Origin of the sequence: Dietzia sp. UCD-THP (genome assembly GCF_000349585.1) — a bacterium.
In the GTDB taxonomy this organism is placed as follows: domain Bacteria; phylum Actinomycetota; class Actinomycetes; order Mycobacteriales; family Mycobacteriaceae; genus Dietzia; species Dietzia natronolimnaea_A.
In genome coordinates this window covers 99,833-115,251 of the sequence record NZ_AOSR01000013.1, presented here as the reverse complement: position 1 = coordinate 115,251, position 15,419 = coordinate 99,833, and the positions used below count along the sequence as shown (strand labels likewise).

General features: G+C 71.4%; 11 protein-coding genes, 1 other RNA gene and 1 pseudogene. 10 read left to right on the top strand and 3 right to left on the bottom strand.

Annotation, left to right across the window (positions count from 1 at the left end; translation table 11 throughout):
* Positions 1-60 precede the first annotated feature (60 nt).
* The 6 genes and pseudogenes from cobC (at position 61) to H483_RS39065 (ending at position 4,576) form a co-directional block, all read left to right on the top strand.
* Positions 61-1,161 carry an Rv2231c family pyridoxal phosphate-dependent protein CobC gene (gene cobC / locus H483_RS22975; RefSeq protein ID WP_017835605.1) on the top strand — a complete coding sequence of 367 codons (1,101 nt, stop codon included), beginning with the start codon at positions 61-63 and terminating at the stop codon, positions 1,159-1,161.
* Positions 1,158-2,315 (top strand): Nif3-like dinuclear metal center hexameric protein, encoded by a 1,158-nt coding sequence (locus tag H483_RS22970; RefSeq protein ID WP_017835604.1) that lies wholly within the window; start codon positions 1,158-1,160, stop codon positions 2,313-2,315. Before cobC ends, H483_RS22970 begins: the two co-directional genes overlap by 4 nt.
* An 11-nt stretch (positions 2,316-2,326) precedes the next feature.
* Entirely contained in the window at positions 2,327-3,058 is a 732-nt protein-coding gene (locus H483_RS22965) for a zinc ribbon domain-containing protein (RefSeq protein ID WP_031264491.1), read from the top strand.
* Between the two features lie 8 nt (positions 3,059-3,066).
* Positions 3,067-3,702: pseudogene (locus H483_RS22960) on the top strand (histidine phosphatase family protein); the annotation flags it as partial.
* A gap of 15 nt (positions 3,703-3,717) precedes the next feature.
* Positions 3,718-4,144, top strand: an RNA gene (rnpB, locus tag H483_RS38090) — RNase P RNA component class A.
* Positions 4,145-4,402: 258 nt separating this feature from the next.
* Positions 4,403-4,576: a hypothetical protein gene (locus H483_RS39065; protein WP_017835601.1), complete on the top strand. Its 174-nt coding sequence runs from the start codon at positions 4,403-4,405 to the stop codon at positions 4,574-4,576.
* 11 nt (positions 4,577-4,587) lie between these two features.
* On the opposite strand, the gene H483_RS22955 is transcribed toward H483_RS39065, so the two are convergent.
* Entirely contained in the window at positions 4,588-6,216 is a 1,629-nt protein-coding gene (locus tag H483_RS22955; protein ID WP_017835600.1) for a CYTH and CHAD domain-containing protein, read from the bottom strand.
* 152 nt (positions 6,217-6,368) lie between these two features.
* Between H483_RS22955 and H483_RS22950 the strand changes: the two genes are divergently transcribed.
* On the top strand, positions 6,369-7,877 hold the full coding sequence (locus H483_RS22950; RefSeq protein ID WP_017835599.1) for an NAD(P)/FAD-dependent oxidoreductase: 1,509 nt from the start codon (positions 6,369-6,371) through the stop codon (positions 7,875-7,877).
* A 65-nt stretch (positions 7,878-7,942) separates the two neighbouring features.
* Positions 7,943-8,761 (top strand): SDR family oxidoreductase, encoded by an 819-nt coding sequence (locus H483_RS22945; RefSeq protein ID WP_042328873.1) that lies wholly within the window; start codon positions 7,943-7,945, stop codon positions 8,759-8,761.
* Between the two features lie 49 nt (positions 8,762-8,810).
* On the opposite strand, the gene pip is transcribed toward H483_RS22945, so the two are convergent.
* Together pip and panB are read right to left on the bottom strand one after the other, a co-directional pair.
* Entirely contained in the window at positions 8,811-9,806 is a 996-nt protein-coding gene (gene pip / locus H483_RS22940) for a prolyl aminopeptidase (protein WP_017835597.1), read from the bottom strand.
* 51 nt (positions 9,807-9,857) lie between these two features.
* A complete protein-coding gene (gene panB / locus H483_RS22935) occupies positions 9,858-10,721 on the bottom strand; it encodes a 3-methyl-2-oxobutanoate hydroxymethyltransferase (RefSeq protein ID WP_017835596.1) in 864 nt (287 codons plus the stop codon).
* Between the two features lie 220 nt (positions 10,722-10,941).
* Here panB and glnA point away from each other — a divergent pair, with 220 nt between their 5' ends.
* Positions 10,942-12,282, top strand: coding sequence for a type I glutamate--ammonia ligase (gene glnA / locus H483_RS22930; RefSeq protein ID WP_017835595.1), 1,341 nt, complete (start codon positions 10,942-10,944; stop codon positions 12,280-12,282).
* A gap of 37 nt (positions 12,283-12,319) precedes the next feature.
* Positions 12,320-15,397, top strand: coding sequence for a bifunctional [glutamine synthetase] adenylyltransferase/[glutamine synthetase]-adenylyl-L-tyrosine phosphorylase (locus H483_RS22925; protein ID WP_031264489.1), 3,078 nt, complete (start codon positions 12,320-12,322; stop codon positions 15,395-15,397).
* Positions 15,398-15,419: the final 22 nt, after the last annotated feature.

Genomic DNA, 15,419 nt, shown 5'->3' with positions numbered 1-15,419 from the left:
CGCGCCGCCACGCGACCCGCCCCGTCGCCGCCGGCCCCGAGCCCCCCTAGGCTGCCGTGCATGAGCGCCGCGCCCGGACACCTGACTGGTCATCAACCGGACGGCCCGTCCTGGGAGGCGCTGCGACACCACGGCGACGCCGAGCTGGTGCCGGGCGGGGTCGACTTCGCCGTCAACGTGCGGGGTGACGGCCCTCCCACGTGGCTGCGGGAGAGGTTGGCCGACCGACTCGGCGACCTGGGCCGGTACCCCACCGCCGAGGACCGCGACGCCGCCGCCGCCGCGGTCGCGGCCCGTCACGGGGTCGACCCCGACGCGGTGCTGTTGCTCGGCGGCGCCTCGGAGGGGTTCCACCTCCTCGCCGACCACGCGGCCCGCAGGGGCCTGCGCGCTGCCGTGGTGCACCCGTCGTTCACGGAGCCCGAGGTCGAGTTGCGGCGGGCCGGGGTGCCGGTCCACAGAGTGATCCTGCCTCCGCCGTACGGCCTCGATCCGGCGCTCGTTCCCGAGGAGGCGGACCTCGTCGTCGTCGGTAATCCCACAAACCCCACCTCGGTCCTGCACGCCAGGGCGACCGTCGCGGCGCTGTGCCGCCCGGGCCGGGTGACGGTGGTGGACGAGGCGTTCTGCGACGTGGTGTACGACGAGTCCGCGCACACGCTGGCCGGCGCCCGCCTTCCCGGCCTGGTGGTGTTGCGGTCGTTGACCAAGACGTGGGCGCTCGCGGGGCTGCGGGTGGGTTACGCCGTGGGCGATCCGGCGGTCCTGGCTGACCTCGCCGCTGACCGGCCGCACTGGCCCCTGGGCACGCTGCAGCTCGAGGCGATCCGGGCGTGCCTGGGTCCGGAGGCGGACGGCGAGCTGGAGGCCGCGCGCGAGCAGGTGGTGGCCCAACGTCGGGCGATGGTGGCCGCGCTCGAGTCCGCAGGGATCACGGTCGTCGTTCCCCCCGAGGCCCCGTTCGTCCTGGTGCGCACCCCGGACGGCGCGGATCCCACCGCGTTCCGCGCGGGACTGGCGCGACGGGGGATCGCGACCCGCCGCGGTGACACGTTCCCCGGGCTCGACGCCACCCACCTGCGCCTGGCGGTCCGCGACGGCAGGATGGTGGACGCACTCGTCCGCGCCTGGCGGGCGGAGCGGGAAGGGGATCGACGATGACCACCGGTGGGCCCACCCTGGCCGATGTGATCGACCTGCTGGAGCACGCGTACCCGCCCCGGTTGGCCGAGTCCTGGGACCGTGTCGGGCTGGTCGCGGGCGACCCCGCCGCGCAGGTCGGGACGGTCGTGGTGGCCGTTGACGCGACCGACGAGGTGGTCGACCACGCGCTCGCCGTGGGCGCCGACCTGCTCCTGGTCCATCACCCGCCCCTGCTGCGCGGGGTGCACTCCATCGCCGCCGACACCCCCAAGGGTCGGCTGCTGCACCGCCTGGTCGCGGGCGGATGCGCCCTGTACGCCGCGCACACCAACGCCGACTCCGCGCGGCCCGGAGTCAACGACGCCCTCGCCGAGACGCTGGGGCTGGATCCCGGGCGACCGCTGGTCCCGACTGGTGACGGCACCGTCGACAGGTGGGTGGTGACGGTGCCCGACGACGACGTCGAGGACCTCCTGCACGCCGTCTTCGCCGCCGGGGCCGGCCGGATGAGCGGGTACACGGAGTGCTCGTTCTCCGTGCGGGGTACCGGTCGCTTCCGGCCCGGCGACGGGACCACCCCCGCGAGGGGTCAGGTGGGCGAGCCGGAGCGGGTCTCCGAGACGCGGGTGGAGTTCGTGGCGCCCCCCGAACTGCGGGCCGAGGTGCGCCGGGCGGTGACGGCCGCGCACCCGTACGAGGTGACCGCGATGGACGTGCTGGTCAACCACGCAGGCCCCGGTCCGGGCCCGGAGGACACGGGCCTCGGCCGCGTCTGCGACCTGCCCGGACCCATGACCCTCGCCGAGTTCACCGCGCTCGTCGGCGCCAGACTGCCCCGGACCGTGTGGGGGGTCCGGGCCGCCGGTGATCCCGAGACGGAGGTCAGGAGGGTCGCGCTGTGCGGCGGCTCCGGTGACTCGCTGCTGGGGGCGGCCCGCGCGGCCGGGGCGGACGTGTACCTCACCGGAGACCTGCGTCACCACGTCGTCGACGAGCACCTGCGGGAAGGCGGCCCGGCACTGGTGGACGCGGCGCACTGGGCACTCGAGTTCCCCTGGTGTGCGCAGGCCGCGGCGTTGCTCGAGGAGGGGGTCGGGGTGGTGGCGACCGTCTGCGACCTGCGCACCGATCCGTGGACGGCGGCGTCGGGGACGGCGGGCGTCGGGCGGTAGTCTTGGCCCTCATGAAGGCCGATCCCACCCTCCAGCGTCGACTCGTCGACCTCGCCGAGCTCGACCTGCGCCTGGGCTCCCTCGACCACCGTCGGCGATCCCTCCCGGAGCAGGCGACCGTGGACACGTTGGAGGCCGAGCGCCGGGCGGCCGTGGAGTCCGCCGCGCGGGCGCGGATCCACGTGGAGGACCTGGATCGTGCGATCGCCAAGCTGAACTCGGATCTCGACGCCGTACGGAGGCGTCGCGCGAACGACTCCGCGGCGCTGGCCGCCGGAGGCCTGTCCGACAGGCAGGCCACCGAGCTCGAGTACGAGCTGGGATCGCTCCACCGTCGTCAGGAGAACCTCGAGGCCGAACTCTCCGAGCTGACCGAGCGCCACGAGGCGGTTGACGCCGACGTCCGCCACTCCGGCGCGATCATCACCGACCTGGACGCCCGCCTCGGGATGGCCACCACCGTCCGCGACACCGCACTCGCCGACCTCGAGGACTCTGTCACCGCCACGACCGCCGAGCGGGCCCGCCAGGCGGAGGACCTCCCCGCCGACCTGCTCGACCTCTATACCCGTAGTGCGCAGCAGGCGGGAGTGGGTGCGGCGATCCTCAGTGGTGGCCGATGCTCGGCCTGCGCGATCGATCTCGACCGCACCACCGTGTCGGCGTTCCGCACGGCACCCGCCGACGACGTCCTGACCTGCCCGGAGTGCGGCGTGATCGTCGTCCGCACGGCCAACTCGTGAGCGGCGGCCCGGGCTGGACGGGCGCGGCCGGCAGGCCCACGCGGATCGTGCTCGCCCGTCACGGTCAGACCCCGCTCTCGGTGGACCGTCGGTACTCCGGCCAGGGCGATCCCGACCTCACCGAGTTGGGGGTGCTCCAGGCCGAGCGGACCGCGGAGCGGCTGGCCCGCCTCCCCGGGCTCTCGGCGGTCGTCTCCTCCCCACTGCGCCGGTGTCTGGGGACGGCCGAGCGGGCCGCCGAGGCGACGGGTGTCCCGCTGATGGTCGAGGACGACCTCATCGAGACCGATTTCGGGCAGTGGGAGGGCCTGACCTTCACCGAGGCCGCGGAGCAGGACCCCGCTCTGCACTCACGCTGGATGTCGGACACCGCCGTCCCGCCCCCCGGGGGCGAGAGCTTCGCCGTGGTCCGCGCCCGGGTCGAGCGGGGACTGCGCCGGATCGTCGCCGAGAACCCGGGCGGGGTGGTGGCCGTGGTCAGTCACGTCACCCCCATCAAACTCGCGATCCGGGCGGCCCTCGACGCCGGCGACGAGCTGCTCTTCCGGCTCCACCTGGACCTGGCCTCGGTGTCCGACGTGCGGTTCTACCCCGACGGTCCCACGTCGGTGCACCTGGTCAACGACACCTCGCACCTCGACTAGACTCCCCAGGGCGAACGAGTCGGCCGGACGGCCGCGGGCGGGGGAACCGGCGCCATCAGGTGGCAAGGCCCCGGTCCGAGGAAAGTCCGGACTCCACAGAGCAGGGTGGTTGTTAACGGCAACCCGGGGTGACCCGCGGGACAGTGCCACAGAAAACAGACCGCCGCGCCGCGAGCGCGGTAAGGGTGAAACGGTGCGGTAAGAGCGCACCAGCGCCCCGGGCGACCGGGGCGGCTAGGTAAACCCCACCCGGAGCAAGGTCGAAGGCCGCACCGCCTGCGGTGCGGCTGCGCGGATGGCGTGCAGAGATGCACGGAAGGGCTGCTCGCCCGAGTCCGCGGGTGGACCGCTCGAGGTAGCCGGTGACGGTGTGCCCAGATGGATGGTCGTCGCCCCTCCGCGTGGAGGGGCACAGGATCCGGCTTACAGGCCGACTCGTTCGCCCCGATCCCGCCGTGTGCGCGCCTGGCTGGGCTTGCGCGGCCCGCTGGACTTGCGCGGCCCGCTGGACTTGCGCGGCGTGTTGGGCTTGCGCGGCGTCTCGGGTCCATTCCGCCCGCGCATCGCCGGAATTCCCGGGCAATCCGGCCGCGCGAGCCGAAGAGGGCGCGCAAGTCGGTGGGAAGGGGCGAGCCCGGCCTCAACCCCGAGTAGGGTCGGACGGGTCAGCAGATCAACGGACGACCCCAGGAGGCCCCTCATGTCGGAAGAGCAGTGGTACTACGACATCGGCACGGGCCAGGCGTTGCAGGGCAAGGTGACCAACTGGGACAACCGCATGGGCCCCTACGCCACCCGCGGTGAGGCCGAGGCCGCACTGGCCAAGGCGAAGGCCCGCAACGAGGCGTGGGACGCGCAGGACGAGAAGGACTGAGCAGGGCTGCGCTACGTGCCGCTGCCCTTCTTCTTGCTCTTCGTCTTCCGTCTCCGCGCCGCGCGCCGGGATTCCGACAACTCGCGGTAGGCGGCGGTCACGGTGGCCGCGTCGCTCTCGAACCCTGCCAGCGCGCGCTCGGAGAAGCCGCGCTCGTGCTCGAAGAGCACACCGAAACCGAAGGTCGGCTCGCCCGCGGACTCGGCCCGCCTGGCGATCCGCCGGAGCCACATCCGGGCGGTCACGCTGTCCTGGACGTCGCCGAGCACGGTGTGCAGTCGCTGGCACGCGGTGCGCAGCGGTGCGACGGTCAGGCCATCCGACTCGCGGAGGGCGCCGACGTTGCGCCGCAGTGCCTTGGCGCGCTTGCGGACCACGTGGGTCAGTTCCTCGCGCTGGGCCAGGGTCAGCTCGAGCGAGTCGAGGTCACGCTCGGTGCGGGTGCGGGCCTTGGTGAACTTGGCGAACTGTCGGTCCACTCCTCGCAGGACCATGTCCTGGGCCTCGCGCCTGCGCTTCTTCGAGCTCTGCGCGGGCGCGCCGGACCGGGGGCCCGATCCGGAACCGGTGCCGGCGACCTCGACCAGCAGGTGCAGCCGGTCGAGCAGGTCGAGGTACCGTTCGGAACCCAGTGCCTCCGCGACCCGCGCGCCGGCGCGTCGCTCCTCGGAAGCGAGCTCGTCGCTCAGCCGCTTCCTGGTCAGCGGGCTCACCACGTCCTCCGGGTACTCGGCCGCCAGTTCTTCGAGCCGCTGGTCGACCACCTGGATGTCGCGCACCTTGCCCAGGACCGCGGCGAGGACCTTGAGCTCCTCCAGCAGGTCGGCCAGATCGATCTCGGTGTCCTCGGTCTCCGATTCGAGTTCCTCGGCGAACGAACTGATGGTGCTGCGCAGACCGCGGACCGCCACCCGCATCTGGTGAACGCCCACCATGGTGACGCGCCGGGCCGCGGGATCGTGGTCGAGTACCTTGCCGAGGTCCTCCCGCAGGGCGTCCCTCACCGCGGAGGCGCCCGGGTCGTCCGGTGAGGGGAGTGCGCCGAGGGCGCGGGCGAGTTTGGACGACGACGACGAGGTCGTGGCCCCGGCGGAGGAACACGCGGTGGCGACGGTGTCGAGATGGCCCCGCGCTCCTGGCCGGGACGGATCGACCAGTTCCACCTCCCACTCCCGCCACTCCGCGTTCGCGTTCCCGGTGACGAACGACTGCGTCGAGACGTGGTCGTCGCAGAACTCCACGACGGCGGTGCCCTCGGGGTCGCGGAGGAGCACGACATGCCGCCAGTTGTCCACGCGGGCCACGGGCGCGAGCGGTCGGCGGCGGACCAGCCCCGCCACCGCGGCCACGAACTCGGCCGGCACGTCGTCGCCGTGGTCCAGCGGGAGCTGCAACTCCACCCGCCCGGCCTCGGACGGGAGTTTGAGGTGCCAGCCGGAATCGTCGCCGCCGGTACGGCGTCTGAGGGTGACCTTGTGTCGGGTGAGGCTGAGGTCGGCGGTGTCGTAATACGTGGCCGAGAGTTCGTGCACCACGGGGTCGTCCGCGAGCAGAGGGGCGAAGGCGTCCGCGGCGGGGATCGGGGTGTCGGTGTCGACCTCGAACTTGCTCTCGATCTCCATCGTCTCTCTGATCGTCATGGACTGGTTGTATCAGGCCCGGGTGAACACCGAGTCCGGTGCGCCGCGACCGGTCCGCCACCCACACTCTGTCGACGTCCCGTGACGTCTCGGACTTACTTGCGGGTAAGATCGCGGTGGTTCGGATCACATGCGCGCCGTCGGGAGAAGAAGTGGATCAGACGACACGAGTCGACGTCCTCGTCGTGGGGGCCGGTTTCTCCGGACTCGGGGCGGCCATCAGGCTCACCGAGGAGGGGGTCGACGACCTCATCGTGGTCGAGCGGGGCGCGGACGTGGGCGGCACCTGGCGCGACAACTCCTATCCGGGGGCGGCGTGCGACGTGCCATCCCACCTGTACTCGTACTCCTTCGCCCTCAACCCGGAGTGGTCGCGGGCGTTCTCCCCCCAGGGCGAGATCTACGACTACATCCGTCGTGTCACGCATGATCACGGGGTCCGGGACAAGATCCGGTTCGGCGTCGAGGTCACCTCGGCGCAGTACGACGAGAACCGAGGCCGGTGGACGGTGAGCACCACCGCGGGGGAGTACGACGCGAGAGTGCTGGTCTTGGGCGTCGGCGCGCTGTGCGAGCCCAAGCTCCCGGAGATCGACGGCATCGACGAGTTCGCGGGCCCCGTCTTCCACACCGCCCGCTGGGACCATTCGGTCCCCCTGGCGGGTCGACGCGTGGCGGTGATCGGCACCGGAGCCTCCGCGATCCAGGTGGTGCCGTCCATCGCCCCGGTCGTCGAGCACCTCGACGTCTACCAACGCACCGCGCCCTGGGTCCTGCCCCGCATCGACCGGAAGTACCCGGGGTTCGAGCGTGCCCTCTACCGCAGGGTTCCCGGTCTGCAGCGCGCGGTCCGGGGACTGCAGTACGCCAGCCGTGAGTTCCAGGTCGTGGGCCTGACCCGGACCCGGGCGGCCCTGGCCCCGATCAAGGCGCTCGGGCGCGCGCACCTCGCGATGTCAGTCCGCGACCCCGAACTACGGGCCACCCTCACCCCGCACTTCGAGATCGGATGTAAGCGGATCCTGCTGTCCAACACCTGGTACCGGGCGCTGAGCCGGCGGAACGTCGACGTGGTGACCACTCCCATCAGCCGGGTGACAGAGACCGGGATCGTCACCTCCGACGGCGCAGAGCACCCCGCGGACGTGCTGGTGGTGGCCACCGGGTTCCACGTCACCGACTCGCCGTTCTTCGAGCGCGTCCGCGACTCGGCCGGACGAACCCTTGCGGACACCTGGTCGAGCGAGGGAATGGAGGCCTACAAGGGCACCACCGTCGCCGGATATCCCAACCTGTTCGTCCTCATGGGCCCCGCGACGGGCCTCGGACACTCCTCGATCATCTACATGATCGAGTCCCAGCTGAACTACCTCGTGGACGCGATCCGCGCCATGCGCGACCGCGGCCTGCAGACGGTCGACGTCCGCGAGGCGGTCCAGAACGCCTACAACCGTGAGCTGCGCGAGAACACCGGCAAGACGGTCTGGCTGACCGGCTGCAAGAGCTGGTACCTCGACGCCAAGGGCAACGCCCCGGCCGTGTGGCCCGACTTCACCTTCACCTTCCGCAACCAGACGAGGGAGTTCGACGTGAGCGCGTACCGCAGGACCACGGTGGACCGACCCGCCGAGGTGCCCACCGGGCAGGAGGCGCTCCGGTGAGCGCGCCGATCACCAAGGTGCTCGGCGCCCTGGGTGGCCTGACCTCCCGCCGTCCCCACTGGCAGATGGACGGCAAGGTCGTCGTCATCACCGGTGCCGGCTCCGGCATCGGCCGTGAGCTCGCGCGGGAGGCGGCTCGGCGGGGGGCCCGGCTGGCCCTGAGCGACGTGGACGTCGACGGTCTGGCCGAGACGGTGAGACTGGTGGGAGCGGAGTCATCGGCGGAGGTGCACTCCGACCGGCTCGACGTCACGGAGCAGGCCGCCGTCGCCGAGTACGCGAGCCGCGTGATCGAGCAGTTCGGCGTGGTCCACCTCGTCGTCAACAACGCCGGTATCGCGTTCACCGGGTCGGTCGCGCAGTCCGGCTACAAGGACATCGCCCGGGTGATGGACGTGGACTACTGGGGGGTCGTGCACGGCACCAAGGAGTTCCTGCCGCATCTCATCGCCTCCGGGGACGGGCATCTCGTCAACATCTCCAGCATCTTCGCGATCCTCTCGGTGCCCACACAGAACGCGTACAACGCGGCCAAGGCCGCGGTGCAGCAGTTCACCGAATCGCTGCGGATGGAGATGCTCGCCGGCGGCCACCCCGTCGACGTCACCTGTGTGCATCCCGGGGGGATCAGGACCGCGGTGGCCAGGAGTGCCGGCGCAGCCGAGGGCCTGGACAGTGCGACCTTCGCCACGATCTTCGACTCCAAGTTCGCACGGACGGAGGCGTCGACGGCCGCGCGGGTGATCCTCGACGGGGTCGAGCGACGACGCGCGAGGGTGCTGGTGGGTCCGGACGCGTACGTGATCGACGCGATGGTCCGGCTCTTCCCGTCGGGCTACCAGAAGGCGACGGTCGCCGCCTCGCGCCGCTTCGGGGTCGTCTGACCCGGCCCAGGGGGCGTGCGGCGGAGCGGGCCTGCGCGGGAAGCCGTGGTCAGGGCCGGAAGTGGTCGGTCGCCTCGAGCAGGTGGTGGGTGGTGCCGGGCTCGGCCATCGCGTGCCCTGCGTCGGCGACGATGTGCAGCTCGGAGCCCGGCCAGGCCGCATGCAGTTCCCACGCGCTCGTGACCGGGCAGACGACGTCGTAGCGGCCGTGGACGATCACGGCCGGCAGCTGCGCGACCCGGTCCATCCGGTCCAGGATGGCCCGTCCGCCGAGGAACGCGTCGTTGACGAAGTAGTGGTTCTCGATGCGGGCGAAGGCCAGGGCGAACCGGTCCGCCTCGTCGCCGTCCGCGGCGGGAGGCTGGGGGAGCAGGGTGGAGGTGGTGGTCTCCCACGTCGTCCACGCGCGCGCGGCGGCGATCTCGACGGCCGGATCACCGCAGTGCAGGAGGCGGTGGTAGGTGGCCACGTGGTCGAAGCCGTCCCGATGGACCGTCTCGGCGCCCTCGGCGGCCACGAGCGGTGCCAGGTACCCCTCCCAGGCGTCGGGGAACAGGTGGGCGGCGCCGCCCCGGTAGAACCAGTCGATCTCCGACGGGCGGCACAGGAAGATCCCGCGGAGCACCAGGCCGCGGACGCGATCGGGATGCTGCTGGGCGTAGGCCAGAGCCAGCGTCGTCCCCCACGACCCGCCGAACACCAGCCAGCGGTCGATCCCCAGCGCCTCACGCAGGCGCTCGAGGTCGGCCGTGAGATGCCACGTGGTGTTGACGGCGAGGTCCGCCCCGTCCGCGACGTGCGGAGTACTCCGTCCGCAGCCGCGCTGGTCCACCAGGATGATCCGGTAGGACTCCGGATCGAACATCCGGCGATGCTCCGGTGTGGTCCCGCCTCCGGGGCCGCCGTGGACGAACAGCACCGGGGCACCGTCGGGATTACCCGAGCACTCCCAGTACAGGCGCTGGCCGTCGCCCGCGTCGAGCATGCCGGTCTCGTACGGCGCGATCCGCGGGTACGGGGTGCGGAGCGTGGTCTGTGGGGTCATCGGGGCCGCCCTGATGTTCGGAAGAGTGCCGTGTGCGGGGAACTGCCGTGGTCAGAAGGAGTGCTCGGGTGCGGGGAACGCGCGGGCGCGGACCTCCTCGCCGTACTCCCGGGCGGCGTCGCGCAGCGTGTCGGCGAGCTGCGCGTAACGCTTGACGAACTTCGCCGTCCGCCCGGTGCCGTGTCCGGCCATGTCCTGCCACACCAGCACCTGGGCGTCGCAGCCGTTCCCGGCGCCGATGCCGACCGTGGCGATGTCCAACTCGGCGGTGACCTCCCGGGCGAGGTCGGCGGGGACCATCTCCATGACGACGGAGAAGGCGCCGGCCTCCTGCACGGCGCGGGCGTCGGCCCGGAGTGCGTCGGCGGCGTCCCCGCGCCCCTGGACGCGGAAGCCGCCGAGACCGTTGACCGATTGGGGGGTGAAGCCGATGTGGGCCATCACGGGGATTCCGGCGTCCACGATCGCCCGGATCTGCGGGGCCATCCGGACGCCGCCCTCCAGTTTGACGGCCTGGGCGCCGCCCTCCTTCATCATCCGCGTGGCGGCGGACACCGCCTGAGCCGGGGAGGTCTCGTAGCTGCCGAACACGAGATCGGCCACGACGAGCGCCTTCGGAGCTCCCCGGGTCACAGCGCGGACCAGAGGGATCATCTCGTCCTCGGTCACGGGGACGGTGGTGTCGTACCCGTACACCACGTTGGCCGCCGAATCCCCGACCAACAGAACCGGGATACCGGCCTCCTGGAACAGACGCGCGGAGACGTAGTCGTAGGCGGTGAGCATGGGCCAGGGTTCCCCCGCGGCCTTGAGTTCGGCCAGGTGGTGGATCCTCGTCACCCGCGTCAGACCCCGGGGTCCCGCGTCCGGTGCACCACCGGAGCCGTAGACCGGGGTGTCTGGGTTGTCGCTCATGGCGGTGTGGCCTTCCTACAGTGACCTCGAGGCCGGCAGGAGGGCCGGTCCCCGGGTGGACAGGGGGCGGTGACGGCCGCGGCCGTCGCCGATGAGTCTGCCACGGCCCCGGTGGCGTGGGTCCCGGGGCCGGGGCCGCACGGCGCGGGGAGGGGACGGGGGGCGTGTCGCGGACCCGATGTCACACGCCCGTAACACGACAGGCACTAGGTTGGACATCATGAACCGCCAGCAGGAGTACGTTCTCAGGACCTTGGAAGAGCGCGACATCCGGTTCGTCCGGCTCTGGTTCACCGACGTTCTCGGAACCTTGAAGTCAGTGGCCGTCGCACCCGCGGAGCTCGAGGGGGCGTTCGGGGAGGGGATCGGCTTCGACGGCTCCGCCATCGAGGGGTTCTCGCGGGTCTCTGAGGCGGACACCATCGCCAAGCCGGATCCGTCGACGTTCCAGGTCCTGCCGTGGGCACATGCCGACGGCGCCCAGCACTCGGCGCGCATCTTCTGCGACGTCTTCAACCCCGACGGCAGCCCCAGTTGGGCGGATCCGCGCCACGTCCTGCGCAGGCAGCTCAACAAGGCGGCCGACCTCGGATTCTCCTGTTACGTGCATCCCGAGATCGAGTTCTTCCTGTTCAAGAGTCTCGACACCAACGGGGCCGAGCCCGTCCCGTCGGACAACGGCGGCTACTTCGACCAGGCGGTGCACGATTCGGCTCCGCACTTCCGGCGGAACGCGATCGAGGCGCTGGAGGCGATGGGCATCTCCGTGGAGTTCTCCCATCACGAGGGCGCCCCGGGGCAGCAGGAGATCGACCTGCGATATGCGGATGCGCTGAGCATGGCCGACAACATCATGACCTTCCGCTACGTCGTCAAGGAGGTGGCCATGAACAACGGGGTGTGGGCGTCGTTCATGCCCAAGCCCCTCCGCGACCACCCGGGGTCGGCCATGCACACGCACATGAGCCTGTTCGAGGGTGACTCCAACGCGTTCCACGACGCGGACGACGAGTACCAGCTCTCCACCACCGCGAAGTCGTTCGTCGCCGGGATCCTGCGTCACGCACCGGAGTTCTCGGCCGTCACCAACCAGTGGGTCAACTCGTACAAGCGGCTCATCGGAGGCGGCGAGGCCCCCACCGCCGCCACCTGGGGTCGTGCCAACCGCTCGGCGCTCGTGCGCGTTCCGATGTACACGCCCAACAAGGCGTCCTCCCGCCGGATCGAGGTGCGCAGCCCGGACTCGGCGTGCAACCCGTACCTCGCGTACGCCGTGATGATCGCCGCCGGGATCAAGGGCGTCCAGGACGGATACGAGTTGCCACCGGAATCCGAGGACGACGTGTGGACCATGAGCCGGCGTGAACGACGGGCGATGGGCTACACCGATCTCCCGGGGAGCCTCGAGCAGGCCCTCGACGCGATGGAGGAGTCCGAGCTCGTCGCCGAGGCACTCGGTGAGCACGTGTTCGAGTTCTTCCTGCGCAACAAGCGTCGGGAATGGCGGGAGTACCGCAACGAGGTGACCCCGTACGAGCTCCGCAACTACCTCGCGCTGTGAAACCACTCCGCGCTGTGATCGGACGGTCTCGGTGACCATGGATTCCGCGCGATCCAGGGTGCCCAGCCCGGGCAGGCTCGGACTGCTCGACCCGCGCGCCGGGGACTGGTTGACCTACCTGGGGTGGACCGACGAGGACGCGACACCGCTGATGTGGGCACTCTCGCGCGCTCCCGACCCGGACCTCGCCCTGGGGACGCTCGTCCGGCTGCGGGAAGCCCTGGCCGCCGAATCGTCGGGTGGGGGACCCGCTCCGGGCGGGGGCGGCGACACCAGCGTGGCGGGGTTGGACTCGGCGCTGCGGTCAGACCTCCCGTTGCGGGGACGCCTGCTGGGACTGCTCGGCTCGTCCAGCGCACTGGGGGACCATCTGGTCGCGGAGCCCACCCGCTGGGCATTACTCCGTTCGCCACTGCCGTCCCGGGAGGACGTCCTGGCGGACATGCTGGGAGCGGTCGACGCGGTCCCCGAGGAGCCCGTCGACGGCGCCCCGACGCCGTCCCAGTCCGCTGACCTCCGCAGCGTGGGAACCTACCGCGCGGGGGTCACCGGTGGCGCGGCCGTGAACGTGCTCCGGTCGGCCTACCGGGACCATGTGGCGCTGCTGGCCGCCCACGACGTGGCGTCCACGGTCGAGGACGAGCCGGTGTTGCCGTTCGCCGAGGTGGGCCGCCGTCTGGCCGATCTCGCGGACTCGGCGCTGACCGCCGCCCTCGCCGTGGCCGTCGCCACGGTGTACCCGGACTCGCCCATGCCCGGTCGGCTCGGGGTGGTGGCCATGGGCAAGGGAGGGGCCCGCGAGCTCAACTACATCTCCGACGTCGACATCATCTTCGTCTCCGAACCCGCGGACGCCAAGACCGGGCGGGTGGCCGGGGAGATGATGCGTATCGGGTCGATGGCCTTCTTCGAGGTGGACGCCGCCCTGCGGCCGGAGGGCAAGTCCGGCGAACTGGTGCGGACCCTGGGGTCCCACGCGGCCTACTACAAGCGGTGGGCCAAGACGTGGGAGTTCCAGGCGCAGCTCAAGGCCCGCCCGATGACCGGCGACCTGGCCCTGGCCACCGAGTACTACGAGACCGTGCACCCGCTGGTGTGGACCGCTTCCGAACGGGACGACTTCGTCCAGGACGTCCAGGCCATGCGTCGACGCGTGGAGGACAACGTCCCCGAGGCGCTCCGCGAACGCGAACTCAAGCTGGGTCGGGGAGGCCTGCGGGACGTGGAGTTCGCCGTCCAGCTCCTCCAACTGGTGCACGGTCGAACCGACGAGGAACTCCGGGTCACCAGCACGGTGGACGCGCTCGGCGCGCTCCGGGCGGGCGGGTACATCGCCCGCGAGGACGGCTCCAACCTCGTGGCCGCCTACGAGTTCCTGCGTCTGCTCGAACACCGGCTCCAACTCCAGCGCTACAAGCGCACCCACCTGCTCCCCGAGGACGTCGACCGGGAAGCCTACCGCTGGCTCGCCAGGGCCGCCCACATCCGGCCGAGCAGCAGGCACGATGCCTCGGAGGTGTTACTCGAGCAGCTGCGCCAGGTCAGGAGTCGGGTGCGCAGACTGCACTCCAAATTGTTCTACCGCCCTCTGCTGGACTCGATCGCCGCCTACGACGCCGAGGCACTGTCCCTGAGCTCCGAGGCGATGGAGCGGCAGCTGGCGGCACTCGGGTTCGGCGCCCCCCGTCACGCGCTCGGACACCTCCGGGCCCTCGCCGGTCAGAACAACCGCCGTGGCCGGATCCAGGCGCTGCTGCTGCCCGCGTTCATGGAATGGCTCGCCGACACCCCGGACCCGGACGCCGGGCTCCTGGCCTACCGGAAACTCTGCGAAGAACACCAGAACATCACCTGGTTCCTCCGCGTCCTGCGAGACGACAGCATCGTGGCGCGCCGGTTGGTGACGGTGCTGGGCACCTCGGTCTTCGTCTCCGAACTCCTCCTGCGGAACCCCGAGGTCATCCCCGATCTGACCGACGGGGCCGAGGGGCCCGTGCTCGTGGCGTCCAAGGTCTCCGACATCGCCTCCGCGCTGTCCGCCTCGGCGTCCCGCCACCGCACCCCCGAGAAGGTCATCGCCGCGGCGAGGTCGCTGCGCCGAGCCGAGTTGGCCAGGATCGGGGCGGCCGACGTCTTGGGGTTGATCTCCGTGCCGGAGGTCGGGAAGCGACTGTCCGCGGTGTGGCGGGCAGTGCTCGAGGCGTCCCTGGCGGCGGTGATCAGGGACATGTCCCCCGAGGGACAGGCGCCGCCGGCCCGGCTCGCGTACATCGGGATGGGACGTCTGGGCGGGGACGAGCTCTCCTATGGGTCCGACGCGGACGTGATGATCGTATGCGACCCGGTGGAGGGCGTCGCGGAGGACGAGGCCGTCCGGTGGGCGATCCAGGTGGCCGAGCAGGTGGGGCGGCTGCTCTCGTCGCCGTCGTCGGACCCCCCGCTCGACCTCGACGCCGACCTGCGCCCGGAGGGCCGCAACGGACCCCTGGTCCGGACCCTGGCGTCCTATCGCGCCTACTACTCCAAGTGGGCTGAGACGTGGGAACTGCAGGCCCTGCTCAGGGCGGCGTTCGCGGCCGGGGACCGCGATCTGGGTCTCGACTTCCTGCACATGATCGACGATTTCCGCTATCCGGCGGACGGGGTGCCGCCCAAGGTGGTGCAGGAGATCCGGCGGATGAAGGCGCGGATCGACACCGAACGGCTGCCCCGGGGCGCCGACCCGGCCACCCACACCAAACTCGGGCGCGGTGGACTGGCGGACGTCGAGTGGTCGGCCCAGTTGCTGACCATGCAACACGCGGCGCACGTGCCCGGCCTGCACACCACCTCCACCCTGGAGGCTCTCGAGGCCGCAGCCGCCGCGGAGTTGCTCTCGGAGGGCGAGCGGGACGCCCTGGTCCAGTCGTGGCTCATGGCCGCCCGCGCCCGCAACGCCCTGGTTCTGGCCCGCGGCAAGGCGGTCGACCAACTCCCCGGTCAGGGCAAGATCCTGGCGGCCGTGGCCAGCATCTGCGCCGGGTCCTCCGACGGCGCGGAGTTCCTCAACCAGTACCTCCGGGTCACCCGCCTCGGCCGCAAGGCCGTCGACCACGTCTTCTGGGGTGAGATCTGAGGCGTGTGCCGGGGTCGGACCA

Coding starts and splice junctions, on each gene's coding strand:
- glnA (WP_017835595.1), top strand. CDS start 10,942: ATGAACCGCCAGCAGGAGTACGTTCTCAGGACCTTGGAAGAGCGCGAC.
- H483_RS22965 (WP_031264491.1), top strand. CDS start 2,327: ATGAAGGCCGATCCCACCCTCCAGCGTCGACTCGTCGACCTCGCCGAG.
- pip (WP_017835597.1), bottom strand. CDS start 9,806: ATGACCCCACAGACCACGCTCCGCACCCCGTACCCGCGGATCGCGCCG.
- H483_RS22945 (WP_042328873.1), top strand. CDS start 7,943: ATGGACGGCAAGGTCGTCGTCATCACCGGTGCCGGCTCCGGCATCGGC.
- cobC (WP_017835605.1), top strand. CDS start 61: ATGAGCGCCGCGCCCGGACACCTGACTGGTCATCAACCGGACGGCCCG.
- H483_RS22925 (WP_031264489.1), top strand. CDS start 12,320: ATGGATTCCGCGCGATCCAGGGTGCCCAGCCCGGGCAGGCTCGGACTG.
- panB (WP_017835596.1), bottom strand. CDS start 10,721: ATGAGCGACAACCCAGACACCCCGGTCTACGGCTCCGGTGGTGCACCG.
- H483_RS39065 (WP_017835601.1), top strand. CDS start 4,403: ATGTCGGAAGAGCAGTGGTACTACGACATCGGCACGGGCCAGGCGTTG.
- H483_RS22970 (WP_017835604.1), top strand. CDS start 1,158: ATGACCACCGGTGGGCCCACCCTGGCCGATGTGATCGACCTGCTGGAG.
- H483_RS22955 (WP_017835600.1), bottom strand. CDS start 6,216: ATGACGATCAGAGAGACGATGGAGATCGAGAGCAAGTTCGAGGTCGAC.